Source organism: Asanoa sp. NPDC049475 (genome assembly GCF_040676915.1).
GTDB lineage: Bacteria > Actinomycetota > Actinomycetes > Mycobacteriales > Micromonosporaceae > Asanoa.
This window is the reverse complement of record NZ_JBFAPY010000007.1, coordinates 546,976-573,329: the sequence shown is the minus strand read 5'-3', so window position 1 is coordinate 573,329 and position 26,354 is coordinate 546,976. Positions and strand designations below refer to the sequence as shown.

Here is a 26,354-nt window from a genome sequence, read left to right as displayed (position 1 = left end):
TCACGTGCGCCTGAGCGGGGTTGGTGCGCACCGGCTTGTCGCGGGAGGACGCGCCGACGAAGACACTCGCGGTGGTGGCCGGGTCGGTGTCTCGCAACCACGTGCGGAGCTCGTCCTCCGCGTACTTGCCGACACACCGGTAGACCATCATCGAACCCCACGCTAGTCGGCCGGTCACCAGGGCCGGGTGAGCACCCCTTCCGGCTCGCCGCTTGACGTCCATCATGGACGCGCTCTCGATTTCCGCGCGAGACCTGGCATCCTGCGGGTATGGACGCTGGTGCTTGCTCGCCGTCGCGGCGGGTGGCTGTGGTCGAAGGTCTCGTGACGCCGGAGCGGCGCATGATCATGGTGCTTGGCGGTGTGGGTGACTGGGACTTCCTACCCGACTTCGGCGACGACCGGCTGTGCTATTCGGGCATGGATGTGCTCTACCTGATGAGCGTCTCGCAATGGAGCCACGACGCGGCGGTCGCCTTGGAGGCGTGGACGGGCGAGCCGCCCGTCGACCCCGATGCCGAGGTCGCCGAGACGACGACCATGAGGCTGACCGGCGGGCGGCTGTACCTCACGATGATGGGCGTGCCGACCGCCGCCGACGAGTTGCCGCTGGACGGTGCCGGCTCTTACCACGTGCGGGTCACGGCGAGCGGTCGCGCTGAGCTGTTGCGGCTCCAGGCTGAGGTCAGCCCGCCGCCGTGGCTCAGCGGGGTGGAGCGGTTCAGGGTCTCGGTCTGGCCGGACTTTCGAAACTAACGGATCTCTATGTGTGAATTTGCTGGCCGTTCGGAGGATGGGGCGGTCGGTGACCATTGGGACAGTGGGGTGGTCCGTGTGACGGACCGCTCAACGGGGGAGCTACGGCGGTGTTGACCGCCTTGTGCTGAGTCGTGTTCTCACCTTCGTGGTGTCTTCCTGGGCGCGTCGCTGCCGCGGCGCGCCTTTCTCGTCGTCCCGTGCGGGGCGAGACGCATCGAGGAGTGTGAGACACCTTGCGCACACCACATCGGACAGTGCTCGCGGCCACGATGGCCGTGGCGCTGGCGCTGCTGGTCGCACCGGCGCCGGCGCAGGCCGACCCAGGCGTGGCCGGACCGGCACGGGCCGAGCCGCGGCCGGCCGCTTCGGCACGATCGCTGCCGTCGCTGCCGAAGACCAGAGTCTCCGCGGTGCAAGGCGGTGGCACCCGGATCAGCGGGGTGCTGCCGGCCAACCGGGCCGCGAAAGCCGCCGACTACCAGGCCGCGATGCGCGACTACCGCGCCGATCGCGACGCCCCGAAGCTCGACGACGCGCAGGAGGAGGCGCTGCGCCGCGCGGCGGCGTCGGGCAACGACTCGTTCTGGGACGCCGCGGCCAAGGATGGGCCCGGGATCCTGCGGGAGCGGTTCACCCCACCGCCCGCACCCCAGTCGTCGTTCATCCAGGAGTGTCACCAGCAGTCCCAGAGCGGCAGCGACACCGGATGGGTCAAGAACCGCATCGAGTGGTGCGTCAGCGCGCAGGCCTTCGACCTGTGGTTGGACTCCTCCGGCAAACGGACCGGCTTCATGATCATGGACTATGACCTGTTCGGGTACGGACGGGACGACGGCATCCGCAGCATCGTCGTCTACGCCCGCCCGACTTTGGTGGTGTACGGCGGGAACTACACCGCGCTGTCCACGGTCGCGATGCGGTTGGGCTGTGACAGCCGCGGTGACGCCGGCTGCTTCGGCGGCGGCGAGCACCGCGCGACGATGGCCGAGTGGCAGATCCGCGCCGCGAACCCGGACCTGTGGGTCGGTTGGGAGATCGCCTCCGACGAGACTGTCTCCACCCGCCCGGACGCCACCTCCTACCACTGGTTCGACGAGGACTTCCGCTTCATCGACGGCCGCTCCGAGGAGCTCGGTGATTTCGGGATCCGCTGCGACTCGGCGACCTACTTCAACGCCCGCGCGCAGGCGTGCATTTTCAACGACGTCGTCCCCCACCTGCAGTACTCGATCAAGGACGCGGACGGGAACTACACCAACCAGCGTGAGGTCGCCGAGCACATCCGACAGGCTCAGGACAATCCGAACAGCACCCATCCGCCGAAACTCGACGGTGACAAGAGCATCCCCGGAAAGTACACGGGCCAGTTCGACCTGAACTACCTGTCGCGGATCGACACCAGCACGCAGACGTACCGGGACAATCAGGCGGCGAAGAACGCCGCCTGCGCACCACTGACGCCCGACCCGGCCATCGTCCGTCCACAGTGCGACGAGTACCCGTTCGCCAGCACCCGGCAGGGTGCGGCGCATCCACTGTTCGACTTCTCCGTCAAGTACGTCACGGGATCGCAGAACGAGTCGGCCGGCAACCTGCTCGTGCAGTACTACCGCGACGACCGGATCCTTTACGACGACGACGCCTTCTACGTCGAGATCCGAGACCAGGCCGGCGGCCCGGTCAGTGGCGCACCGATCGTGCGGGTGCTGCCCGAGGTCCACGGCGACGAGGGCGAGGCCATCCCGCTGCTGGCATCGGTGTCGGGCTCGAACCTGTCCGTGAACTGGACCTGGGAGCCCGTCGCGAACGTCGACGACGGCGCCACGTGTTGGTTCAGCAAGGAGACCATCCAGGCGCCGACGATCACGTGCAACGACGACGGCGAGTTCCGGGCGACCGTGACGGTCAGCGACGGCACGCACGACCCCGTCTCGGCCTCCAGCCGGGTCATCGTGCGCAACGTGGCCCCGACGCTACGGATCGCCAGCCCCCGCGACTGGGACCTGTTCCGGGTCGGCGCGCCGATCATCTTCGACGTGCCCGTCACCGACCCCGGCACCAACGACACGCACGACTGCCAGTACTGGCGCGACGCCGGCGACGGCTGGGACGACGGGTTCTTCACCGCCACGAGCAATTGCGGCACCGTCGTCGCCTACGAGCACGCCGGCATGTACACCGTCGACGTGGTGGCGACCGACGACGACGGCGGCCAGGGCGGCGGTGACCCCGTCATGATCGTCGTCTACGACCCGCTCGAAGGCCAGGCCAACATCGACGGATCGACGGCGACGCCACAGGGCGCGCTGGTCGCCAACCCGACGGTGCCGGATTGGACGTGGCTGCACTACGCGGGCGCCTATCAGCGTCTCGGTGGCACGGTCCCCTCTGGTGCCAGCCGGGCCTGGGTCGGCAACACCGCGTTCCGCCTCGAGGCTTCGGCGATGGAGTGGCTGGTGATCACCGAGGACGGCAAGGTCGCCTCCCGCGGCACCGGCAGCGTCGACGGTCAGGCCGGTTACACCTGGGTTCTCTACGGCTGGGACGCGTGCACCGGCTCCAATGGCCCCGACTGCCAGGACATCAGCCAGGACCAGGCGCGCCTGGTCGTATGGCGCACCGCTACCGGCCAGATCGTGTACGACCACTCGCCCGGCAGCGGCGAATACGATGTGGACCGGATCGAGCCTAAGAACATGACCTCCGGGGCTGTCCAGATCCAGCGCTGGCCCCGCTGAACCCGCGGTCCCGGGCCTCGCCACGAGGCCCGGGACCGAACAGGCGATCATGACTATCTCGCACGCACCGAAGGTCCTCGCCATCCTCGCGGTGGCGTTGCTGGCAGCCTGCGCAGAGACCGGGGGCCCGCGCACCGAAGGGGCCGCCAGCGCCACGGCCGGCCCGAGCCGATGCGCGTACAACCGGCCGGCCAACGCCACCGGCGACCCGTGCCGACCGCGCCCGCCCGATGGCCCGGCGCGCGCGACTCTCACCGCCGCCGAACGAGCATCGGCGGAACCCGCCCGGACCATCGCCGAGCGGGCCGTCGCCAGCGCCCTGCGCTGCCCGACTTGTGCCAGTGCCGAGCCGGCGGACGTGCGCGCGGCCCTGACCGCGGCCGGTTTCCCCGACGCCGTGGCGAGACCGGCCCGGGCGGACGATCCGGCACCCCCGGGCACCATCGTCTACGCGGTGCCCGCAGGGGCGGCGTGCGTGCTCGGCTACTACGACCCGTCGACAGGATCGCAGCGACTCCAGATCCAGGGATCGCTGTACCAGGGCCACTGCCTGTGAGTCCGAACGGGCATTGATTCTGACCTATTAGGCCCCTACTCTGAGCAAGTCGGCGAACGCACTGCGCTATCCCCACCCGTCCCCTGCTTTGGGAGCGCCCGCATGAGTCGCATTCGCCGTGTCATCGCTCTTGCCGCCGCACTCGCGCTCGCGGTGCTGACAGTGATCGTCGGCCCGGCCGATCCCGCCAGTGCCGCGCCGCGGTTCCGGGTGCTGGTGTTCTCCAAGGTCACGAACTTCTATCACGACTCGATTCCCGCCGGGATCGCTGCTGTGCAGCAGCTTGGGGCGGCGCAGAACTTCGAGGTCGAGGCGACCACCGACGCCGCCGCGTTCACCGATGCCAATCTGGCTCGGTTCGACGCGCTGGTTTTCAACAACACCAACTCGACGCCCGAGTCAGGCGCGTTACTCAACGCGGCCCAGCGCACCGCACTGCAGAACTTCGTGCGGGCCGGCGGTGGCTGGGTCGGCCTCCACGCGGCGAGTGCGAGCGAGCGCGACTGGACCTGGTACGACGGCCTGGTCGGCACGATCTTCGACTTCCACCCCGACTTCACTTCGACCGGCGGCGTCTTCCCCGGGCGGATCAAGGTGCTCGACCGAGCCCACCCCTCGACGAAGAACCTGCCGGAGCTCTGGGAGCGCAGCGAGGAGTGGTACAACTGGCGCACCAACCCGACCGGCCGGGTGCACACCCTCGCGCAGATCAAGGTGCGCGACGGCATCAACGGGCTCGACGAGGGCGTCGACCACGCCTACTCGTGGTGTCAGAACTACGACGGCGGCCGGTCCTGGTTCACCGCCGGCGGGCACTCGATCTCGTCGTTCAGCGAGCCGTTCTTCCTCGACCACCTGCGCTACGGGATCGAGTGGGCGGCCGGCGCGGTCGCCGGTGACTGCAGCGCCACCCAGAACAACAAGTTCCAGCGGGTGCCGCTGGTGACGCAGAACCTCGCCGACCCGTTCGAGTTGGCGGTCGCACCGGACCGGCGCGTCTTCTACATCCAGCGAACCGGCGCGGTGAAGGTGATCGACCAGAGCACGCTCGCGGTGACCACGCTGATCGACTTCGCGTACACCCCGACGCAGACCAGCCAGTCCGACGGGTTGCTCGGGCTCGCCATCGACAACAACTTCGCGACCAACAACTGGCTCTATCTGCTCTGGTCGGACAAGACGCTCAACCAGCTCAACCTCTCCCGGTTCACGGTGACCGGGTCGACGATCGCGCTCAGCTCCGAGAAACGGCTGCTCACCATCCCTACGCTGCGCGGCGAGGCCCGGGCCAACTCGCACATGGGCGGCTCGATCGCGATGGGCAAGGACGGCAACCTGTACGCGGGGATCGGCGACAACACCGACCCGTTCGAGTCGAGCGGATACGCCCCGATCGACGAGCGCTCCGGGCGCCGGGCCTTCGACGCGCAGGGCACCGCCGGCAACACCAACGACCTGCGCGGCAAGATCCTGCGAATCCGGCCGCAGGCGGACGGCACGTACACGGTTCCGTCGGGCAACCTGTTCGCGCCCGGGACCGCCCGTACCCGATCAGAGATCTATGCGATGGGGTTGCGCAACCCGTTCCGGATCACCGTCGACCCGCACACCAACGCGGTGATGGTCGCCGACTACGGACCCGACGCGACCGCGGCCAACCCCAACCGCGGCCCCGAGGGGACGGTCGAGTTCAACCGGATCACCAGCGCCGGCAACTACGGCTGGCCGTACTGCATCGGCAACAACACCCCGTTCAACGACTACAACTTCGCGACCTCGACGTCCGGCCCGGTCTTCAACTGCGCGTCGCTCGTCAACAACTCGCCCAACAACACCGGCCTGACGAACCTGCCGCCCGCGCGCCCGGCACTGGTCTGGTACGCCTACTCCGCCTCGACCCAGTTCCCCGAGGTGGGCACCGGTGGTGGTGGCCCGATGGGCGGCCCGGTCTACGACTACGACCCCGCGAACCCGCGCCTGTCGAAGTTCCCCGAGTACTTCGAGAACAAGTGGATCGTCTACGAGCTGACCCGCAAGTGGTGGAAGACGCTGTCGATCAACCAGACCGGGCAGACGTTCAGTGACCCGCGGTTCGGACCGACCACCGCCGGCGGACTCCAGTCGATCAACACGATCTTCACCAGCATGAGCTGGATCCAGCCCTTCGAGGCGGAGTTCGGGCCGGACGGCTCGCTCTACGTCATGGACTTCGGCGCCGGCTCCGGCAGCGGGCGCGGCGGCACCAACGAGGGCGCCGGCATCTACCGCATCGACTACGTCGCCAACGGCGTGCCACCGGTCGCCGTCATGACCGCGAACCGGGACTCGGGCGCCGCGCCCCTGGCCGTGACGTTCTCCAGCGCCGGCTCGACCGGGGCGATCAGCTATGCCTGGGACTTCGACGGCAACGGCACCACGGACTCGACGAGCGCCAACCCCAGCTACACCTACAGCACCCGCGGCCGCTACACCGCCCGGCTGACCGTCACCGGCGCCGGCGGGCTGACCGGGCTCGCCACAACGGAGATCACTGTCGGCAACACCCGGCCGACCGTCACGATCAACATCCCGCACGGCGGTTTCTTCGAGTTCGGCGACCGGATCCCGTACACGGTCACGGTCAACGATCCGGAAGACACGACCATCGACTGCAGCCGGGTCGTCGTGCAGACCCTGCTCGGCCACGACGCCCACGCCCACCCGCTCGACAACTACGTCGGGTGTTCCGGCACGCTGGTCACCGAGTCGGGCGGCGGCGACGGGCACGGGCCGGGAGCCAACCTCTACCAACTGGTCAGCGCGCAATACACCGACGCCGGCGCGACCGGCGGCATTCCGGCGTTGACCGGCTCGACGCAGGTGGCGTTGCAGCCGCGCAGCATGGAGGCCGAGCACTTCGACGCGCACTCCGGGGTCAGCATCCTCGACCGGCCGTCGGCCCAGGCCGGGCGGCGGCTCGGCGACCTCGACAACGGCGACTGGATCAACCTCGGCCCCGTCAACCTGACCGGCATCGGCGGTGTCACGGTCGGCGCGTCATCCGGCGGCACCGGCGGCACGATCGAGTTCCGCGCCGGGTCACCGACCGGCACGCTGATCGGCACCGCGACGATCAACAGCACCGGTGGGTACGACAACCTGATCTCGCCGTCGATCACCCTGACCAACCCGGGCGGCACGTTCCCGCTCTATCTGCGGTTCGTGAAGTCGGGCCAGACCGGCGACCCGGACATCATGGCGCTGGACTGGCTGCGGTTCAACGGCCGCGGCGTCAAGGTCGAGACCGGAGCGACGCTGACCGTCACGGCCACTCCGACGACCGGCACCCGACCGCTCACGGTGGCGTTCGCCAGCACGTCGACACCACCACCGGGCCGCACCATCGTCGACCGGGAGTGGAAGTTCGGCGACAACACCGCGTCCGTCCACGCGGCGACGGCGAGCCACGCCTACTCCCGCCCGGGCACCTACACCGCCTGGATGACCCTGACCGACAGCGTCGGCGCGACCCACTCGAGCAGCGTGGTGATCACCGTGAGCTGAGTTGCTCCAGGCGGCGGGCGGCCTCGTGTCGCTCGGGCGCTTCGGACTGTTCGAAGAGGGTCAGGGCCAGCTTCAGGTGCTGCCGGGCTCGCTCGGGATCGGTCTCGGCCACGCAGCGCGCGATGCCGAGTGACGCTCGGGCGCGCTCGCGGACGTACCCGATCGCCGTGGCCAGCTTTTCCGCCTGCTCGAACGCGTCCAGTGCACCGGGCTTCCCCGCGGCGATCAGGGTCTCCGCCAGGTCGCTGAGGGCCGTGGTGCGCACGTGGTTGGTCCTGGTCGAGCTGGACGCGTCCAGGGCCAGGCGGTGGTGTTGTTCGGCCAGGTCGTACAGACCGAGGCCGCGATAGACGCTGCCCAGGTCGTTCAGGACGTCCGCCGCGTCGAAGTTCCGCTGTCTCTGGTGCAGCGCGAGACAGAGGCGCAGTATCCGATGTGCCGGCTCGAGCTGACCGAAGCGGAGCCGGGTCGCACCGAGAGCGGCCAGCGCGGTGAGCAGCCTGCGCAGGTCCTTGGTCTGGCGGGCGACGAACAGGGCGGTTCGGCCGGTGCGCACCGCCGTGTCCATCCGGCCCAGATGGGCGTAACACATGCCCAGAATCGTCAGCCAGCTTGCCGTCATGTCCAGGGCCAGGTCCTGCGCGATGGCGTCTTCCAGCATGCGGGCGGCGGCCGAGACCCGGCCCTGAACCAGGAACACCGTCGCCAGGTTGCTGCGGCTGACGTAGAAGCCCCGCTGGTCGCCGATGGCACGGCGGATCTCGATCGCCTCCAGCAGGTGCCGCTCCGCCACGGCCACCTCGCCCATGGTGAAGTGCCCGGAGGCCAGATAGTTGTGTGCGGCGGCGGCCAGGGCGTCGTTGCCCACCGTCCGAGCGGCCTCAAGCGCCACTGTCTGGGTCTCGACGATCTCTTCGAGTGCGCTGTTGTTGAAGAGGTGACGCCAGATCGACATCGCGAGTTGTCCGCCGCGGTCGTGGTGACCCGACGCCGAAGCCGAACGGATCAGGCTGAGCAGGTTGGCCTGCTCACCGCCGAACCAACCAGGGCCGGGGTCGCTGGGAGCGAGTTCGGGGCGAAGGGTCGGAGCCTGCTCGAAGTGCTGGAGGACACCGCTGGAAGCCTCGCCCGGAGACAGGCTCAGCGCGGCCACGGCCGTGAAGTAGCCGTAGCAGTTGGCTGTCCAACCCGCGCGAACGTCCCAGGTGTCGATCGCGTTCGCCAGGCTGGCCGCGTAGCTCTTCATCAGGTCGTGCAGCCGATAGCGCTCGACGTCGTGCTCTACCAGCAGATTGGCGTCGGCCAGGGCTTCGAGATCCTGCCGCGCCTGCTCCACGCCACAACCCGTCGCCGCGGCGACCGAGTGGGCCGACACGTCGTCGAGGGGCAGGACGCCGATGACCCGGAACGCGGTCTGTGCGCCGATGGTCAGCCGCTCGTACGACGTGCTGAACGCGGCCGTCACCGTGCGGTCCTCGGCGGCCAGGTACGACAGCACCGAGCCCTCCCGCAGCCGCGCCGCCAGGTCGGCCAAGGTCCAGGCCGTGCGCCGGCGCACCCGGGCACCGGCCAACCGCAACGCCAACGGATGATGCCCGCACAACTCGACGATCTGGGCCGCGGCCTCCGGCTCGGCATCCACCCGTTCCCGGCCGACGATCGCGGCCAGCAGGTCGATGCCCTCACCACCCGTGAGCACTGGCAACGACTCGGCCCGCGCACCCGTGGTGTTGGTCAGCCTCCCCCGGCTCGTCACGATGACCAGACTGCCGGGAGCGTCCGGCAGCAGGTGGGCGATCTGTCCGGAGCTCGCGGCGTTGTCGAGCACGACCACGCACCGCCGGCGCGACAGTTCGGCGCGCCACAGTGCGGCCCGCCGGTCCAGGCCGGGTGGCAGAGCGGCGGCCGGGAACCCCAGCTGGTCGAGCAGGATTCCCAGCGCCACGCTGGTTTTCCGGGCCGATCCCTCGGCGTGACCCTGTAGGTCGACGAAGAGCTGACCGTCCGGATAACGGCTCTTGACCATGCGCGCCGCGTGTACGGCCAGCGTCGTCTTGCCGATCCCGGGCATCCCGTCGATCATCCAGACGAGGCTCTCGTCGCCCTCGTCCGGTTTGTCGACCGACGTGGTCAACCGCGCGACAACCGCGTCGCGGCCGATGAATCCGTTGGGTGGCCGGGGAAGCCATGACCTCGGCACCGCCTCGGCGCCGTCCTCACCGTCCCCTGCGGCCCCTGTGTCGCGCAGGATGTGCCGCTCGGTGTCGAGGAACCGCTGCGACGGATCCAGACCCTGGTGCTCGCGCAGATGTGCCCGGACCCCCCTCGCCACCGCGAGTGCCTCGGTGCGCCGGCCGGTGCGGTGCAGGGCGAGCATCAGCAACGCGGCCGGCCGCTCGCGCTCGGGATGCGTGGCCACGAGCTCACGTAACACCGGGATCTGCTCGTCGGGGAAGCCGACGTTGATGCGGGCCTCGGCCAGCCGCTCGATCGCGTCCAGCCGCTGCTCCTCCAGCACCGTCCGGGCCGGACCGGCGAAGGCCGCGACGACGTCGGCCAGCGCGGTGCCGCGCCACAACGCCACCGCCTCGCCCAGCTTGCGGGACGCCGCCGTCCAGCTGCCTCGATCGGCGGCGTCGGCGGCCTCCGACACCCGCTGGCGGAACACCTGGTGGTCGAGGTCCTCCGCCGCGGCGACGAGCTGGTAGCCGCCGGTCGTGGTCACGATGGTCTCGGGCTGGCCGGATGCCAGCAGCACCTTGCGGATCGCGGCCACGTCGTTCTGGATCTGGCTGCGCGCGGTCGACGGCGGCAGCGCGCCCCAGATCGCCTCGGCCAGCTCGCCGACGGTGACGGCACGGTTGGCCGCGAGCAGCAGGAAGGCCAGCACCGCACGCCGCCGGGGACGATCGAGCCGGACCCATTGCTGGCCGGCGTTGATCTCGAGCGTCCCCAGCACCCGAAAGCGCATCTGCTCCTCACGCCTCGCGATCGACAACCGTTTGCCGTGCGAAGCGTACCGGCTGGCGATCCTGGCCCGCGGCCGTCGGACGCGGGCGGTGCCGTCAGGCGGTCGGGCCGGTCAGCAGGTCGTGCATCTGGGTCACGACCGTGTCGGCATCGATCTCGCCGCTGGCGTGCTGGTCGAGCAGGGTGCGCAACCGGCCGTCCAGCGACACGTCGGCGGCGATGTCCTCGATGGTGGCCAGGGTGGCGTCCTGGTCGGCGTCGATGCGCTTGAAGTCGTCCTGGAGCCGCCGCTCCACATCGGGTGCGACGGACGCCACGGCCCTACTGACCGCCTCGAGCTTGAGGGCCAGCGCCTCCAGCCGGGTGGTGACGCCGATCGCTGCCTTCTTCGTCGGTCCACCGGCGACCTTCGACCGGCCGGCGGCCAGTCCCTCCACTCGCCAGATCAACGCGTCCCAGTCTTTTTGCCTCACGGTTGCCATGAAATCGCCCTCTTCGGAGATCGCCTGATTGATCAGACGCAGCAGGAGTTTCCGGTACGCGCCGTCGCGGCGGCCTTCACTGTCGCGGAAGAAGCTGGTGTGGGTGTGCGTCCGGTGGTTGAGGTCGCCGCCACTGCGGATCTGCAGGACGTCGAAGGTCTTGACCTCGTCCCCGTCGGGTGTGTAGATGATTTCCCGGATGTCCTCGGTGCCGGGCGCCTTGGCCTTGAGCGCCGCGACGTAGAGGTGGTTGAACCGCAGGAACGCCTTCTGCGCGCGCTTCTTCGCGGCCGCGTCGTTGGCCGCCTCGAAGCGCCACTCGTTGCCGAGGTCGAACGCGCTGGCGGCGTTGGTCGGGTGCTTGTCCCGGCGCGACTGCGTCACCGAGTAGGCGTCGTCGCGCAGTTGGTCCCGGCCGAGGTGGTAGCTGGTGCCACCGTCGGCGTGGTCGGTGTCGCCCAGGATGCCCAGGGCGTTGAACGGGATGTGGACCAGCGCCTTCACGTCGCGCTGAACCTCGACCAGATCCGCGGGATTGAACGTCACGTCAATTGCCTCCTCCCCTGTGCGAACGCCAGCGTAGGACGCGTTATCCCGTCGACGGGACCGTCGATCAGGGCTTTCGAGGCGTCGTGCGCACGGCCGTCGCCACCGATCAAACCGCTGTTGCCGCCGGTCAGGCCTTTCTCGACCCGTCACGTATCACCGGCCGGACGAGCACCTCCGTGAAGAAGGCGGCGCGCGCTGGCTCTTCCTCAGTCGCCGGGAAGATGTCGAACATGCGCGGTGGGGCGCCTGCCGCCTTCGCCCTCCTGGCCTCGGTCGCAGTCACCCCGCCAGGCGGCCGACCGCGGCCAGCACCAGCGCGTCGGCTTCGTTGACGAGCAGCGGCGGCGCCTTCCTGCGGCGGCGTACCGCCCAGGTGTGGTTGAGGTCGTCGACGAAGCGTTGCCGCTCGACCAGGAACGCCAGCTCGGGATCGGAGCGGGCCTGGTCCCACATGAGATCTTCGGTCGCGGCCAGCAGCGCACGGCCGAGGTAGGACCACGCCAGCGGCAGGTAGGCGGCCTTCTCGACGCGTTCGGCGGCACACGAGTAGAGGCAGGCGATGGCGTAGAGCGTGCGCGCGTCGCCGGCGGCCTTCGGTGGTTGGTCGCGTAGCTCCTCGGCCGCGACCGAGGTGGCCGCAAGATCGCCGGAGAGCAGGGCGCACTTCAACCGGCGTACGCGATGCCGCTCGCGCTCGTCGGCCAGCGCTGTCTCGGTGGTCGAGCCCGCGTTGTCACCCGGGTTGGTGACCAGCCGCTGCTCCGCCTCGGCCCAGCTCTCGCTCGCGTCGAGGAACGCCCGCCGCGCCTTGGTCTCGACGTTTTCCAGGCGATAGGCGAAGCCGAGCCGTTCCTGGACGGCACCCCGGATTGCCGCCGGGCGGTGGTAGGCGCGCAGCGCGAAGCCGACCTGGTCGAGGTCGTCGAGTGCCTCCGCGCCGAAGGCCAGCGTGTGGCCCGCGAACTCCTTCATCGCGTCGAGGGTCAGCGCCGCCGCCAGCATCCGTTGCAGCTCGAGCCGGGTGGTCAGCGAGCGTCGGCGGCTCAGCCACGGCACCCGCAGCCCTCCGGCCGGCATCGCGCGCAAGCGGCGGGCGACCAGTCGGAGGGCGACCCAGTGTGCGGCGGGCTCGATCAGCGCGACCAGCCGCTCCTGCCACGACTGTCCAGAAGGGTCGGTGCCGAGCGGCTCCCAGAGCGTGGTCGCCGCGATCGGCGAGCCGTCGAGCTCGTGCAGCTCGATGGCGAGGCCGAGCCGCTGGTTGCCGGCGTCACCGCGCAGCAGCGGCGCGGTCTGCACCAGGCAGCCACGCGGGCTGGGCAGCGCGGAGCTGAGCGCGCCGAGGATGCCGTCGGCCTGGCCTGGCGCGACGGCGCGCAGGCCGCTGGCCACGGTCGCCATCGTGTCCTTGGCCGCCGAGGTGATCGGCTCGGTGTCGTCCTTGATCGCGATCTCGGCCGGGAGTCGGCGCAGCGCCACGTCGCGCTGGAACACGTCGTCGACGATGCCTCGGGCGGCCGCCGCCTCGTCGGCGAGAGCCGCCTGAACCCGTTGCCGCAACCAGGGTGACAGCGTCAGCGCCTCGCCCTCGCTGCCCGCGATGGCCGCCGGCAGTGGGGCGGTGTCGTTGATGACCAACTGCTGGCGCAGCCGCTCGCGGATTGCCCGGGACAGCCCGACCAGGATCACCACGACGGCGACGACCGCGGCGGCGGCCAGCGTCGCCTTGCTGATCGTGTCGGCCAGCGCGCCGACGTCGTCGATGCTGAACGCCACCGGGCTCATCGGGTCGGGTCGTCTCCCTGCGGGTCGCCGTCGTCGGTGAAGGTCGGCCCGATCCAGCCGCGGTCGGGCTGCTCGTCGTCGCCGGCCACGGTCGCGCCGGGCCAGCGCTCCGGCGCTTCGGCCGCCAGGCCGTCGCGGACCAACCGGACGAGGGTCTCGTCGTCGACCTCGACGACGCTGCCGGCCGGATGTTTGACGCCGTCGCCGTCTGTCCACTCCTGATCGAGTCGCGCCCGCGCCATTGCATCTCCAATCGTCCCGGCTCAATCTAGAGAAAGCGCCGCCGCTGGGCGACCCCTGTGGACAACCGTCGAGGGAGGGAAGGTGCCGGATAACTTCCTGCCGTCACGACACGGCTTCACGTTCGACAACGTGTGGCCCGCCCAACCGGCCGTCGTCGTGCCCACCCCGTTCGGGGACGTGCCGTTCGGCAAGGCCAACGGGGGCCTCTGCGGTGGCATGGTGTTCGCCGCGCTCGACTACTGGAACGCGGGCCGGCAACCGCCCGCCAGCCGCCCGCCGTTGGGCACCCCGCTCTACTCGTTCATCGTGCGTCGGCTCCTCGAGTCCTGGCGGCTGCCCGGCGGCGTTGCCAAGTACTACGAGTGGATGGGCATGCCGGACACCGACTCACCGACGTTCCAGCTCTTCGGCCGGCCGTTGCTGACCCGGCGCGGCATCGCCTACCGCACGATCAGCGGCGAGTGGCCGAGCATCCGCACCGAGCTCGACCGCGGCTCACCGGTGCCCCTCGGCGTGATCACCGTGTCGTCCCGACAGCCCAAGGACCTGGCGCTCAACCACCAGGTGCTGGCGTACGCGTACACGAGCAACGGAAATGCCGTCACGGTCCGCGTCTACGACCCCAACCGCGGCAGGCGCGACGACATCGCGATCACGTTCCAGGCCGGCGCCAGCCCGGCGACGTTCACGCACAACCTCGGCATCGGCGGGCGCACGGTGCGCGGCTTCTTCCGCACCGGCTACCGGGCGCAGCGGCTACCGACCGCCGGCTGACACGGCCTTGGCCAGCTCCGGCGCGGTCTCCTCGGGCCGGCCGGGGTTGACCAGCAGCCCGGTGGCCAGCTCCAGCCCCGCGAACGTGGTCGTGCGCGGGTGGATCTCGACGTGCCACTGCCACCAGCGCGCCACCTCCTTGCCCTCCACATCAGACGGTCCGGCGTGGACGACCAGGTTGTACGCCGGATTGTCGAGCACCTCCGCCAGACCGCGCAGCAGCGGCGGCAGGATCCGGGCGACCGCCGCGAGCCCGTCGTCGGTGGCGTCCGCGAGGGTGCCGCGGCCGTCGCCGGGCACGAGGACGGTCTGATGCGGCACGGCCGACGCGTACGGCTGATAGACCAGCACTCCGTTGTCGGCGACCACCCGCTCGCCCGCCGCCCGCTCGGCGGCGGCCAGGTCGTCGACCAGCCGGCGCCCGGTGTCGGTGTAGTGCCCACGGGCCAGCCGCCACCGCCCCATCAGCCCGGGCGGCGCCTGGTCGAGGGCGACGAGCTGGCTGTGCGGGTGCCGCAACGACGCCCCGGCCGCGACGCCGTAGTTGCGGAACACCACGACCGCGGCGGGTCGCGGCCCGCTCAGCGCCCGGGACCGCTCCCGGAGGGCGCCCAGCACTTCGAGCGCCTGCTCGTGCGTGGCCAGGCGCAGGTCCCAGTCGTGGTCCGGCGACTCGACCAGCACCTCGTGGTCGCCGGTCGCCGGGAACCTCGGGAACAGCCCGGTCGCGGTCTCGAGGTCGGCGGCCGGGCTCACGATCGGGTATTTGTTCGCGAACCCCCGGACCCGCCAGGCCCCGTCCCCGGCGGCCGGCACCCGCAACCGCTCGGGCGGCGTCTGGTCCTCATGACCCGGACAGAACGGACAGCCGGTTGAAGCCCGCCGCGCGTCGTCCGGCCGCTGCGCCCGTCGTGGCGCGCTCAGGCGCCATTCGCCGGTCTCCGCGTCGACCCGTGTCTCGGTGATCACGAGGTTCAACTTAATGGATCAAGCAACCCGTTAGCACTGTTGTGCTAACCCGCGCTACGCTGCGGTTATGCACGGCATCGCCCATCAGCCATCGATGTTCGACCTGGTCGAGGAGCCGACGCTCGGCCAGCTCGACGGTCGCGTCCAGCGCACCCAGCTCACCCGGGGTGCCTGGGTCGACCACCTGCCCGGCTGGGTCGACGGCTCCGAAGTCATCCTGGAGACGCTGCTCGGAGACATCGGTTGGCGAGCCGAACGCCGCGAGATGTACGAGCGTGAGGTCGACGTGCCACGCCTGCTGCGCTGGTACGACGCCGACGAGGAGCTGCCGCATCCACTGCTCACGTCGGCCCGCGAGCAGCTGACCGCCTACTACGCCGCGGAGCTCGGCGAGCCGTTCGTGACGACGGGCATGTGCCTCTACCGCGACGGCCGCGACAGCGTGGCGTGGCACGGCGACACAACCGGCCGCTCGTCGAGCCAGGACACCCTGGTCGCGATCGTCTCCTTCGGCTCACCCCGCCCGCTGCTGCTGCGCCCACGCGGCGGCGGCGCCGACAGCCTGCGGTTCCCCCTCGGCCACGGCGACCTGGTGGTGATGGGCGGTTCGTGCCAGCGCACGTGGGAGCACGCGATCCCGAAGACCGCCAAGAAGGTCGGCCCGCGCGTCAGCGTCCAGTTCCGGCCCGTCGGGGTCAGCTGAGCGTCACCGGCAGCCGAGGTGCTTCGCGACGGCGTCGCGGATGGTGGCCTCCGAGGGCAGGGCGCGGCCCTGGGTCTCGGCGATCTCGCGCAGCGAGGTCATCCGCACGCCGTCGAGTCGGCAGGCGGTGAACCGGTCGAACACGGTGAGGTCGGGGTCGATGTTGAGCGCGAAACCGTGGCTCGTGATGCCCCCACCGATCCGCATGCCGATCGAGGCGACCTTGGCGTGGTCGGGGGTCCATACCCCGACCAGGCTGTCGGCGCCCTTCGGCGTATCCCGGCGGACGGTGGCGAAGCCGAGCTCGGCGATCGCCTCGATCAGTGCGTTCTCCAGCCAGCGGACGACATCGGCGGGTCCCCGCTCGCGCAGGTTCATGACGAGGTATCCGACCAGTTGCCCGGGACCGTGGTAGGTCGCGTACCCACCTCGGTCGACGGCCACCACCGGCAACCAACCGGAGTCCGCGGGCAGGTCCTCCGGCGGCGTGTGCCTGCCGTAGGTGATCACCGGCGGGTGGGTGAGCAGGAACAGCCGATCTGGCGCCGCGCCGGCCCGGCGCTGCTCGACCCAGCCCCGCATGTCGTCGACGGCTTGTTCGTAGGGCACTTCGCCGAGGTCGACCCGGTGCGGTGCCGTAAGCGACGTTGTCATCGTCTCCATCCTGCTCCGCCGGCCGGCGTTGACCGCCGTGACGGCCGCCACGGCTCGCGATCCTCAGGCGCGCGCGGCCCACGCGCGACGGCGGCGGGCCGTGAAGGTCGGTGCTCGGCGGATGGCCCACTCGGCGACGGCCGCGTTGATGACCCAGCCCATCGAGATCGAGATGGCGGTGGTCAGGTCGCTCGTGCCGAACAGGCCCTCCCCGACGCTCCCGGTGAAGACCTGGGTGCCGGCCGCGACCGCCAACGCATAAGCACGGATCATCCAGGCGCGGTGGGCGGCGATGTCGCGACGGCGGATTGCCGCGAAACCCAGGACGATGGCCGCCCCCATGGCCGAGCCGACCACCAGCCGCACGCCCCACAGCAGGTCGCCACCCGGGGCGTTCGGGTAGAACAGCGTCATCCAGATCCCGGAGCCGGCCACCAGCAGCCCGGCCCCGACCAGCACCCGGCCGGACCTGCGGTGCCAGGCCGGGCGGCGGCGGCGCAAGCGGGACGAGAACTGGAACGCGCCGAGGAACGCGTAGACGACCGCCGCGACGATGTGCACCACAACCGGCGCCGGGGAGGCGTCCACGCGAGGGTTGCTCGGCAGCAGTTGCGGGCCGCCGGCCAATTCGAGCAATCGCACGGACCCGGCGATGACCGGGATCAGCGTGAGGACGATCAACGCCACTGGGAGGCGCCAGCTCCTGGTCATGACGCGGCGTCCAGCGTGATGACGACCTTGGCCCGGGCGTGCTCGGTCTCCAGGTAGCGGATGGCTTCCGGCACCTCGGCCAGCGGATAGGTCCGGTCGATGACCGGGGTGAGCCGGCCGGCTTCGGCGTGGGCGCGGAGCGTTTCGAGGTGCTCCCGGCTGGGAGTGGCCGCGGGGACCACGATGCGTTGGCGCACGAACGGCGCGAGCAGCCGACCTCGGGCGATGAGCCAGACCGGGCCGACCAGGCTGCCGCCCCGGTAGACGCCCCCGCCGGACAGGACGAGGGTGCCGCGCGGAGTCAGCGCTCGCCGGAGCGCGGTCAGTGAGCGATTGCCGACCAGGTCGAGCACGACGTCGTGCCGGCCGGCGCGGGTGAAGTCCGCGCGCGTGTAGTCGACGACGTCGTCAGCCCCGAGCGAGCGCACCAGGTCGACGTTGCGGGTGCTGCACACCGCGGTCACGGTCGCGCCGAACGCTTTGGCCAGTTGGACCGCCAGGGTGCCGACCCCACCGGACGCCCCGTTTATCAAGACCTGCTGACCGGACGAGACGTCGCGCAGGCCGAGCAACGCGGTGACGCCGGCCAACGGCAGTGCGGCCGCCTGCTGCGGCGTCAGGTTCGAGGGTGCCGACGCGACCATGGACTCGGGCACGCGCACGTATTCAGCGAACGCCCCGTTGGCGTCGCCGAGGTCGCCGAAGACGGCGTCGCCCGGTCGCAGCCGCTGGACACCCGCGCCGACCGCCGAGACCCGGCCGGCGAAGTCGCGACCGCGGATCCGAGCCCGCGGCCCGGACCGGCCGATCGACAGCCGCGCGAGCCTGGGGTCACCCCGCATGACATGCCAGTCGTACGCGTTGAGCGCCGCGGCCTCGACCCGCACCAGCACCTCGCCGGCCGCCGGAGTTGGCGTCGCGACGTCGGCGAGCGCGAGGACGGACGGTGGGCCGTATCGATTCTGAACGATGGCTTTCATGACTCCCTCCCCGGGTGTACGGTGTACACCTCCTTGAGGAACAAGGTAGGTGTACGGCGTACACCTGTCAATGCGGTTAAGGTTTCGAAATGGCTGAGCAGGTCGAGACGCTGCGCCGGACGCCGCTGAGCAGGGACCGCGTCCTGCGCGCGGCCGTCGCGCTGGCCGACGAGGCCGGCATCGAATCCCTCAGCATGCGCAAACTCGCCCAGGATCTCGGCGTCGTGCCGATGGCCCTCTACAAGCACGTCGCCAACAAGGACGAGCTGCTCGACGGCATGATCGACGTGGTCGTCGGCGAGATCGACCCGCCCGTGTCCGACGCCGACTGGAAGCGCGTGGTCCGCCGGCGCATCCTCTCGGCGCGGGAGGCGCTGCTCCGCCACCCCTGGGCGCCGATCGCGATCGAGACGCGCAACCAGGCGACCCCGGCGATCCTCGGCTACCTCAACTCGATGGTCGGGATCCTCCGCGACCGCGGCGGGTTCTCCACCGACCTCGCGCACCATGTGATGCACGCGATGGGCAGCCGGATGCTGGGCTTCAGCCAGGAGCTGTTCGACGACGCGCGGCGCGCCGGGCGATCCGGGCCGGCCGATCCCGAGCCACCGGCGGGCTTCCCGGCCGAAGCGGCAGCCGCGTTCCCGCACCTGGCCGCGATCGCCGGTGCGGCGTCCCACGACGACGCGTCGGTCGTCGGGCCGGGCTGCGACGACCAGTTCGAGTTCGAGTTCGCGCTGGACCTGCTGCTGGACGGCATCGAACGGTTGCGGCAACAGGGCTGGACGTCACATGTGGGCACGCAACCACCCGCGTAGCCGGTCGAAATGGTCCTCCGGCGGCGGGGCCGGCAGGGCGCGCATCAGCTCGGCGTCGGTCGCCGGGCGGGCGGCCAGAGCGGTGCGCCGCAGCAGCTCGCGATCGACGGACACGCCACCCTCGCGCCACCCGGTTCCTGGAAACACTCGGCCGACGCCAACGGTGAGTCGATGACGACCACCCAGAGCAGGCGGGAAGGGACGGTCGCACCGAGGCGACTGACCCGCGCGGTCAACGTGACGACTGCCCAGAGGTATCCGACCAGCAGCGACAGACCGATCAGCAGGGCGATGCCGACATAGAGCGCTCCGCCGAACAGCGCGAGGGCGAGTGGCCCGACGGCGGACGGCATGAGCATCCCGCCGAGGAACCACAGCGCGCCGAGTTGGACGAACAGTAACGGATCGAACTTCCACCGCATCGGCTCAGGATGCTGGTTCGGCGGGCGAGTCACATGGGCTCGGATGCTCACAGCCCGGGGTGACGGACAAGCACGTTTCGCCCATCCTGCCCCCAGAGCGGGTGTGAGAAGGGCCTGGCCACCCAATCGCAACAGTGCGGCCTTCCGCTGTTGCGTTGCCCGCAATCACCCCCCACGCATGATCATGCCGGCGAAGAAATCTACGAGGCCGGTCCAGCGACGGATCGGCGAGAAGGGAGGATCCGTGCGATTCTCGATTACCCGCGGGACCGCCCTGGTCGCGGTTGCCGCCGCGATGGTCGGTCTGACCGCGTGTTCCCCTCCGTCCAGCAACAACGAGGCCGCCGCGAGTGACGCGGCGAAGGCGCAGAACGCCGCCGCCCTCGGTGGGATGGACAAGCTCGTCGAGGCGGCCAAGAAGGAGGGGGCGCTCAACGTCATCGCGCTGCCGCCGGACTGGGCCAACTACGGCGAGATCATCCAGGCTTTCACCACGAAGTACGGCATCAAGGTGAACTCGGCCCAGCCGGACGCCTCCAGCCAGGACGAGATCAACGCCGCCAAGCAGCTCAAGGGCCAGGGCGGCGCGCCGGACGTGTTCGACCTCGGCTCGGCCGTCGCGCTGGCCAACACCGCGTCGTTCGCCCCGTACAAGGTGACGACCTGGGACGACATCCCGGCCGCGCTCAAGGACGCCAGCGGCACGTGGGTCAACGACTACGGCGGCTACATGTCGATCGGGTACGACTCGTCGAAGGTGCCGGCTCCCACGAGCATCGCCGACCTGCTCGGCTCGGCGTACAAGGGAAAGGTCGCCCTCAACGGTGACCCGACGCAGGCCGGCGCGGCGTTCAACGGCGTCGTCGCGGCCGCGCTGGGCAGCGGCGGCTCCGCCGACGACATCTCCAAGGGCGTCGACTTCTTCGGTGCGATGAAGAAGGCCGGCAACTTCCTGCCCCTCGACCCGACCCCGGCGACGATCGAGTCGGGCCAGACCCCGGTCGTCTTCGACTGGGACTACCTGAACGTGGCCCAGGGCGCCAAGCTCAAGGGCAAGGTCGAGTGGAAGACCGTCGTTCCGGCGAACGCGGTGCTCGGCTCGTACTACGTGCAGGCCATCAGCGCGGACGCCCCGCACCCCGCGGCCGCCCGGCTCTGGCAGGAGTTCCTCTACAGCGACGAGGGCCAGAACCTGTGGCTCAAGGGTGGCGCCCGCCCGGTGCGCGCCGACGCCATGACGAAGGCCGGCACGCTCGACAAGACCCTGTTCGACGCGCTGCCCGCGGTCAACGGCACCCCGGTCTTCCTGACCGACGCCCAGACCAAGTCGGCCAACGACTACCTTGCCGCCAACTGGGCCAAGGCCATCGGTTAGCCGATGCTCGACGAGATCGAGACGCCGACCACCACCGTTGTACGGGGTGGTCGGCGCCGCCGGTGGCCGCACCGCGACGCGCTGGGTGTCGTGCCGTTCTTCGTGTACGTCGCCGTCTTCCTGTTCGTCCCGACGATCGTGGTGGTCGTCGGGGCGTTCGCCGGCGACGACGGCCGTCCCACGTTCGAGAACATCTCGGCGCTGGCGGACGACTACATCGTCGAGGCCTTCGTCCGCAGCATCACGCTGTCGGCCGTGACGGCGATCCTCGGTGCGGTGATCGGTGCGCTGGTCGCGTACGCGGTGGTGACCGCCGGACCGGACAGCCTGGTGCGCCGGCTGGTCACCTCGGCGTGCGGGGTGCTGGCCCAGTTCGGCGGCGTGACGCTGGCGTTCGCCTTCATCGCGACGATCGGGCTCTCCGGCTTCGTCACGGTGTTCCTCAAGGACTCGCTCGGCATCGACATCTTCTCGGGCGGCGTGTGGCTCTACGACCTGCCCGGCCTGGTCCTCGTCTACACGTACTTCCAGGTGCCCTTGATGGTCATCGTGTTCCTGCCGGCACTCGACGGCATCCGTCCACAGTGGCGCGAAGCGACCGAGAGCCTGGGCGGGTCGACCTGGTACTACTGGCGGCGCGTGGCGGCACCCCTGCTCGCGCCCGCGTTCATCGGCTCCACCCTGCTGTTGTTCGCCAACGCGTTCTCCGCGTACGCGACCGCGGCCGCCCTGGTCAGCCAGGGCAGCCCGATCGTGCCGCTGCAGATCCGCTCGGCGCTGACCAGCGAGGTGCTCCTCGGCCGCGAGAACCTCGGCAAGGCGATGGCGCTGGGCATGGTCCTCGTCGTCGCGCTCGTCATGTGGCTCTACGGCCTGCTACAGCGAAGGACGGCACGATGGCTGGACTAGTGCGCCGCAGGGCCCGTCGGCAGCGGGTTCTGCGCTGGGTCGTCGTCGCGCTGTTCGCGGTGCTGTTCCTGCTGCCGCTCGTCGCGATGTTCGAGTTCACCACCCGGGACTCGTGGGACACCTGGCAGGTCTTCTTCAACTGGAGGGAGCTCGGCGAGACGTACCCGATCCTGTGGACCGGCATGAAGGCCTCGTTCTGGCTGGTGCTCCTGTCGGTCGCGCTGACCCTGGTGCTCCTCGTGCCGACCGTGGTCTGGGTGCGCCTGCGGCTGCCGCGGCTGCGTCGGGTCGTCGAGTTCGTCAGCCTGCTGCCGTTGACCATCCCGGCCATCGTGCTGGTCGTCGGCCTGGCACCGGTGTACGCCTGGGTCGTCTACTTCGTCGGCGGATCGTCGGTGACGCTCTTCCTCGCGTACACCGTCCTCGCCCTGCCCTTCGCCTATCGCTCGATCGACGCCGGGCTGTCGGCGATCGACGTGCGGACCCTGTCGGAGGCCGCCCGCAGCCTCGGCTCGAGCTGGGCGACGGTCATGTGGCGGGTGGTCCTGCCGAACATCCGCTCCGCCGTGCTCTCCGCCGCGTTCCTGACGGTCGCCCTCGTGCTGGGCGAGTTCACGATCGCGTCCCTGCTCAACCGCGACAACATCCAGGTCGCCATCAACCAGCTCGGCAAGAGCAGCGCGACGATGTCGGTCGCGGTGTCGCTCGCGGCGCTGGTCCTCGCGTTCGTACTGCTGTTCCTGCTCTCCTTCGCCGGTCGCAGGCGCAATCGGGAAAGGAAGACATCGTGACGTCGTCCGGGGTACGCCTCGAGGCCCTGCGCCGCCAGTTCGGAAACGTGCATGCCCTCGACGGGCTCGACCTCGACCTCGCGCCGGGCGAGCTCGTGGCGCTGCTCGGGCCGTCGGGTTGTGGCAAGACCACGGCCCTGCGCATCCTGGCCGGTCTCGAGGACGCGGACTCGGGCCGCATCATCGTGGGCGGCAGGGACATCGCGAACGTGCCGGCCAACAAGCGCGGCATGGGCATGGTGTTCCAGGCCTACAGCCTGTTCCCGCACCTGACCGCGATCGAGAACGTGGAGTTCGGCCTGCGGCTGCGTCGCCAGAGCGCGACGGCCCGGCGCAAGCGGTCCCAGGAGATGCTCGACCTCGTCGGCATCGGAGCCCACGCGGGTCGCTATCCGCAGCAGCTCTCCGGCGGCCAGCAGCAGCGGGTGGCCCTGGCGCGGGCGTTGGCGTTCGAGCCGTCGGTGCTGCTGCTTGACGAGCCGCTCTCGGCGCTCGACGCCAAGGTCCGGGTGCAGCTGCGGGAGGAGATCCGCCGCATCCAGCTCGAGGTCGGCACCACGACCCTGTTCGTGACGCACGACCAGGAGGAGGCACTGGCCATCGCCGACCGCGTCGGTGTCATGCGGGCCGGGCAACTGGAGCAGATCGGCTCGCCGGAGGACATCTACCGCAGCCCGGCTACGCCGTTCGTGGCCGAGTTCGTCGGCCTGAGCAACCGGCTCGCCGGCCGGGTCACCGGTGACGTCGTCGAGGTGCTCGACGCCAAGCTCCCGCTGGTCGGGGGAGCCGCGGTCCACGATGGACCGGCGACCGCGTTGGTGCGCCCCGAGTCGGTCGATGTGACGGCCGACGCCGACGGCGTGGGACGGGTGGTCGCGGTGAGCTTCCTCGGCCCGCTGGCCCGGGTGACGGTGGCCCTGCCGGGCGACGTGCTCGTGGTCGCTCAGCTGGCCAGCGCGCGGCTGCCCGAGCTGCCGGCCGGCACGGCGGTGCGGGTCGTCCTGCGTCCGGTCCCGGTGGTGGTCTCGGCCGCGTAGGTTGGGTCGGTCATGTCGCCCGACGAGGAGGCTCCGGATGGCCGACCCGAACGTGCTGCACCCGATGCCCGACCAGCCGCGGGTGGTGCTGCTCAAGCCACTGGTCACGTCGCCGCTGATCTCGGTCGGGGAGTTCTCGTACTACGACGACCCGGACGATCCGACGGCGTTCGAGACGCGGAACGTGCTCTACCACTACGGTCCCGAGCGGCTGGTGATCGGCAAGTTCTGTGCGCTCGGTGAGGGCGTCCGTTTCATCATGAACGGCGCCAACCACCGCATGGACGGCCCGTCGACGTTCCCGTTCCCGATCATGGGCGGGAGCTGGGCCGAGCACTTCGACCTGATCACCGGCCTGCCCGGGCGCGGCGACACCGTGGTGGGCAACGACGTCTGGTTCGGCTACCGGTCGATGGTGATGCCCGGTGTCCGGATCGGCAGCGGCGCGATCATCGCCTCGGGCGCGGTCGTCGTCGACGACGTGCCGGACTACGGCATCGTCGGCGGCAACCCGGCGAAGCTCATCCGCCTGCGCTACAGCCCGGACGAGGTCGCCCGCCTGCTCGCGCTCGCCTGGTGGGACTGGCCGCTGGACCACCTGACGGAACACGTACGCACGATCATGTCGGGCTCGATCGAGGCTCTGGAGGCTGCCGCCCCCCGTTAGCCCCTGCCTGGCGCAGGTATTGCCAGACGGTCATCGCCCGAGCGGGTCCAGCAGGTAGACGACCGCCTCCGGAGTGTCGACGCGGGTCAGCGGGAGGCCGCTGGTCGTGCCCCAGACCGTTCCCTCGTACGGCGTGCCGACGACCGCGTCCCGCACCACCACGACGCTGCGTACCCCCGTCGCCCTCAGCACGGCCACCGACGACGCGTCCGGGAAGTGGAGGGCCGCCTTGCGGGCGGCGTCCTGCCGTTGTGGCGTGAACGCCGCCGCGCCGTTGACCATGGGCGGGAACCGGTCGGTCGTCCACAGCATCGGGATGCCGTCGATCGTCGCGCCGGTGGGCAGGACCAGGAGCGGCGCCTCGGCGGTGGCCAGCACCGGCGGTGCCGCGGGCACGGCCGGGTGCGGGGTCGTGTTCAGGCCCTCGGCCACGACCAGCAGCGGCAGCAGGGCCAGGGCCAGCCCGAGCGGCTGCCACCTGACCCGTTTGGCGAGCGCCGTGACCGCGCCCGCCGCCAGGACCGACAGCAGGAGCGTCGTCCAGATCACGAGGCGGCCGGGAGTGCGGATGCCGTCGAAGCCGGGCAGCACGTAGAGCAGGCCGTACGTGAGGCGGCCACCCCCGGGTCCTTGGGTGCCCATCCCGAACACGATGCTCGCGACGACCGCGGCGCCGAGCAGCAGGCGCTGGCGCAGTGTCCAGATCGACAGGACGAGCCCGAGGGCCGCCAGCGCGTAGAGGGTGAAGCCGGGCAGCAGCGACACCTCACCCCGATGGCCCAGGTCCGCGCGGGCGTCGGCGAACAGGTCGCCCCACACGATCGAGGTGCCCGGCGAGGTGAAGAAGCCACGCAGCGGCGGCGAGGTCCAGGTCAGGTCCTGCCAACTGCGGCGGGCGTACGGGAACTGCTCGGCGACCCGCAGGTACGGGCGGGCCATGAAAGCGGCCACGGCGAGGAACACCGTCAGCCCGATGCCGTTGGCGAGCAACAGGCGGCGGGTCACCGGCGGCCGGTGCCGCAGCCAGCCGAGGATCGCGACGGCGCAGACCAGGGCCAGGGCGTAACCGAACGGAACTCCGATGCCGAAGCCCAACGAGAGCTGCCAGGCCGCGGCGCACCAGCCGGCGACCGCCCAGCCGGGACGCACCCGATCGGGGCGGTAGCCGTGCCGGAGCGACCAGCCGTGCCCTCGGGCGAGCATGGCCAACGCCAGCGCGATCCCGCCGGTCGACAGCACCTGGAGGTGCCCGGCTTGAGCGAGCCGCCAGGGCGCGCACGCGAACGCGGCTCCTGCCACGGCACCGGCCACCCGGCCCGCGCCGAGCTGCCGGACCAGCGCGTACGCGCCGACGAACGCGAGCGCGACCGCCAGCACGAAGATGATGTTGTAGCGGACCAGGGCGGCGACCGGCCCGCTGCCGATCAGCCCCGCCGGGGCGTACCCCAGGAGGGTGTCGGTGAAGGCGAAGCTGTTCGCCTCCGGGTGGAAGGCGTTGGCCTGCCACAGGCTCAGCGGGTCGGTCCAGAGCGCGTGGCCTGACCAGGCCATCTGCCACGCCTGCATGGTCGGGTCGCCGACGTCCGACGGGATCGTGCTGGCCGGATGCCGCAGCGTCGGCCAGGTCACCACCGCCGCCAGGGCCAGCGCGCCGAGCACGGCCAACGTCCACTCGTGCCAGACCCGAGCCCACCACCGCGCCCGCGGCACCGGCGGCGGGCTCAGCGGCGCCTGGACCTCGTCGACCTTTGTCGGTGCAATCCCCGTAACGACCACGGTGGAGAGGATGTCATTCGCGAGCCACCACTAGCGATCAGCCGAAGGGCGCTTTTCGGTCTCGCCCACCGAAAGTGGCCGCGATCGCTGGGATTTGGTCACCTCATGAGCGCCGTTTCGGGCCTCGACGGGGCTGCGCGATG

The 26,354-nt window shown here is 70.5% G+C and carries 22 protein-coding genes; 12 read left to right on the top strand and 10 right to left on the bottom strand.

Annotated elements, in window-relative coordinates:
- Positions 1-270 precede the first annotated feature (270 nt).
- The 4 genes from AB0J88_RS29960 to AB0J88_RS29945 all read left to right on the top strand — a co-directional run bounded on the left by AB0J88_RS29960 (position 271) and on the right by AB0J88_RS29945 (position 7,596).
- Positions 271-756, top strand: coding sequence for a hypothetical protein (locus AB0J88_RS29960; RefSeq protein ID WP_364349553.1), 486 nt, complete (start codon positions 271-273; stop codon positions 754-756).
- 236 nt (positions 757-992) lie between these two features.
- A complete protein-coding gene (locus AB0J88_RS29955) occupies positions 993-3,497 on the top strand; it encodes a hypothetical protein (RefSeq protein WP_364349556.1) in 2,505 nt (834 codons plus the stop codon).
- A 49-nt stretch (positions 3,498-3,546) separates the two neighbouring features.
- Positions 3,547-4,053 (top strand): hypothetical protein, encoded by a 507-nt coding sequence (locus AB0J88_RS29950; protein ID WP_364349558.1) that lies wholly within the window; start codon positions 3,547-3,549, stop codon positions 4,051-4,053.
- 102 nt (positions 4,054-4,155) lie between these two features.
- A complete protein-coding gene (locus tag AB0J88_RS29945; RefSeq protein WP_364349561.1) occupies positions 4,156-7,596 on the top strand; it encodes a ThuA domain-containing protein in 3,441 nt (1,146 codons plus the stop codon).
- On the opposite strand, the gene AB0J88_RS29940 is transcribed toward AB0J88_RS29945, so the two are convergent.
- The 4 genes from AB0J88_RS29940 to AB0J88_RS29925 all read right to left on the bottom strand — a co-directional run bounded on the left by AB0J88_RS29940 (position 7,583) and on the right by AB0J88_RS29925 (position 13,624).
- Positions 7,583-10,567 (bottom strand): BTAD domain-containing putative transcriptional regulator, encoded by a 2,985-nt coding sequence (locus AB0J88_RS29940; protein WP_364349564.1) that lies wholly within the window; start codon positions 10,565-10,567, stop codon positions 7,583-7,585. The two genes, AB0J88_RS29945 and AB0J88_RS29940, sit on opposite strands and share 14 nt — an antisense overlap.
- Positions 10,568-10,661: 94 nt before the next feature.
- The gene (locus AB0J88_RS29935; RefSeq protein WP_364349567.1) at positions 10,662-11,594 is read right to left on the bottom strand and encodes a hypothetical protein; all 933 of its coding nucleotides are present in this window, start codon (positions 11,592-11,594) and stop codon (positions 10,662-10,664) included.
- 282 nt (positions 11,595-11,876) lie between these two features.
- Positions 11,877-13,382 carry a hypothetical protein gene (locus AB0J88_RS29930; RefSeq protein ID WP_364349570.1) on the bottom strand — a complete coding sequence of 502 codons (1,506 nt, stop codon included), beginning with the start codon at positions 13,380-13,382 and terminating at the stop codon, positions 11,877-11,879.
- Positions 13,379-13,624, bottom strand: a complete 246-nt coding sequence (locus tag AB0J88_RS29925; protein ID WP_364349573.1) for a hypothetical protein — start codon at positions 13,622-13,624, stop codon at positions 13,379-13,381. Before AB0J88_RS29925 ends, AB0J88_RS29930 begins: the two co-directional genes overlap by 4 nt.
- A gap of 82 nt (positions 13,625-13,706) precedes the next feature.
- Between AB0J88_RS29925 and AB0J88_RS29920 the strand changes: the two genes are divergently transcribed.
- Positions 13,707-14,399 carry a hypothetical protein gene (locus AB0J88_RS29920; RefSeq protein WP_364349576.1) on the top strand — a complete coding sequence of 231 codons (693 nt, stop codon included), beginning with the start codon at positions 13,707-13,709 and terminating at the stop codon, positions 14,397-14,399.
- Here the strand turns inward: AB0J88_RS29920 and AB0J88_RS29915 are convergent.
- The gene (locus AB0J88_RS29915) at positions 14,382-15,368 is read right to left on the bottom strand and encodes a hypothetical protein (protein ID WP_364349579.1); all 987 of its coding nucleotides are present in this window, start codon (positions 15,366-15,368) and stop codon (positions 14,382-14,384) included. The two genes, AB0J88_RS29920 and AB0J88_RS29915, sit on opposite strands and share 18 nt — an antisense overlap.
- 67 nt (positions 15,369-15,435) lie before the next feature.
- On the opposite strand from AB0J88_RS29915, the gene AB0J88_RS29910 reads away from it, so the two are divergent.
- Positions 15,436-16,071, top strand: a complete 636-nt coding sequence (locus AB0J88_RS29910; protein ID WP_364349582.1) for an alpha-ketoglutarate-dependent dioxygenase AlkB — start codon at positions 15,436-15,438, stop codon at positions 16,069-16,071.
- 3 nt (positions 16,072-16,074) lie between these two features.
- On the opposite strand, the gene lipB is transcribed toward AB0J88_RS29910, so the two are convergent.
- From lipB to AB0J88_RS29895, 3 genes are all read right to left on the bottom strand, one after another.
- On the bottom strand, positions 16,075-16,725 hold the full coding sequence (gene lipB / locus AB0J88_RS29905; protein WP_364349585.1) for a lipoyl(octanoyl) transferase LipB: 651 nt from the start codon (positions 16,723-16,725) through the stop codon (positions 16,075-16,077).
- A gap of 63 nt (positions 16,726-16,788) precedes the next feature.
- Entirely contained in the window at positions 16,789-17,412 is a 624-nt protein-coding gene (locus AB0J88_RS29900; protein ID WP_364738068.1) for a DUF2306 domain-containing protein, read from the bottom strand.
- Positions 17,413-17,432: 20 nt separating this feature from the next.
- Positions 17,433-18,416: an NAD(P)-dependent alcohol dehydrogenase gene (locus AB0J88_RS29895; protein WP_364349591.1), complete on the bottom strand. Its 984-nt coding sequence runs from the start codon at positions 18,414-18,416 to the stop codon at positions 17,433-17,435.
- A gap of 89 nt (positions 18,417-18,505) precedes the next feature.
- On the opposite strand from AB0J88_RS29895, the gene AB0J88_RS29890 reads away from it, so the two are divergent.
- Positions 18,506-19,234, top strand: a complete 729-nt coding sequence (locus AB0J88_RS29890) for a TetR/AcrR family transcriptional regulator C-terminal domain-containing protein (protein WP_364349593.1) — start codon at positions 18,506-18,508, stop codon at positions 19,232-19,234.
- A 44-nt stretch (positions 19,235-19,278) separates the two neighbouring features.
- On the opposite strand, the gene AB0J88_RS29885 is transcribed toward AB0J88_RS29890, so the two are convergent.
- The gene (locus tag AB0J88_RS29885) at positions 19,279-19,656 is read right to left on the bottom strand and encodes a hypothetical protein (RefSeq protein ID WP_364349595.1); all 378 of its coding nucleotides are present in this window, start codon (positions 19,654-19,656) and stop codon (positions 19,279-19,281) included.
- 244 nt (positions 19,657-19,900) lie between these two features.
- Here AB0J88_RS29885 and AB0J88_RS29880 point away from each other — a divergent pair, with 244 nt between their 5' ends.
- The 5 genes from AB0J88_RS29880 (at position 19,901) to AB0J88_RS29860 (ending at position 24,435) form a co-directional block, all read left to right on the top strand.
- On the top strand, positions 19,901-21,031 hold the full coding sequence (locus AB0J88_RS29880) for an ABC transporter substrate-binding protein (protein ID WP_364349597.1): 1,131 nt from the start codon (positions 19,901-19,903) through the stop codon (positions 21,029-21,031).
- Between the two features lie 3 nt (positions 21,032-21,034).
- Positions 21,035-21,940: an ABC transporter permease subunit gene (locus AB0J88_RS29875; RefSeq protein ID WP_364349599.1), complete on the top strand. Its 906-nt coding sequence runs from the start codon at positions 21,035-21,037 to the stop codon at positions 21,938-21,940.
- Positions 21,928-22,731 carry an ABC transporter permease subunit gene (locus tag AB0J88_RS29870; RefSeq protein ID WP_364349602.1) on the top strand — a complete coding sequence of 268 codons (804 nt, stop codon included), beginning with the start codon at positions 21,928-21,930 and terminating at the stop codon, positions 22,729-22,731. The genes AB0J88_RS29875 and AB0J88_RS29870 overlap by 13 nt, the downstream gene beginning before the upstream one ends.
- Positions 22,728-23,768: an ABC transporter ATP-binding protein gene (locus tag AB0J88_RS29865; protein ID WP_364349605.1), complete on the top strand. Its 1,041-nt coding sequence runs from the start codon at positions 22,728-22,730 to the stop codon at positions 23,766-23,768. Before AB0J88_RS29870 ends, AB0J88_RS29865 begins: the two co-directional genes overlap by 4 nt.
- A gap of 64 nt (positions 23,769-23,832) precedes the next feature.
- Positions 23,833-24,435 carry a CatB-related O-acetyltransferase gene (locus tag AB0J88_RS29860; protein ID WP_364350963.1) on the top strand — a complete coding sequence of 201 codons (603 nt, stop codon included), beginning with the start codon at positions 23,833-23,835 and terminating at the stop codon, positions 24,433-24,435.
- Between the two features lie 30 nt (positions 24,436-24,465).
- Here the strand turns inward: AB0J88_RS29860 and AB0J88_RS29855 are convergent, their stop codons facing one another.
- The gene (locus AB0J88_RS29855; RefSeq protein ID WP_364349608.1) at positions 24,466-26,211 is read right to left on the bottom strand and encodes a hypothetical protein; all 1,746 of its coding nucleotides are present in this window, start codon (positions 26,209-26,211) and stop codon (positions 24,466-24,468) included.
- Between the last annotated feature and the right edge of the window lie 143 nt (positions 26,212-26,354).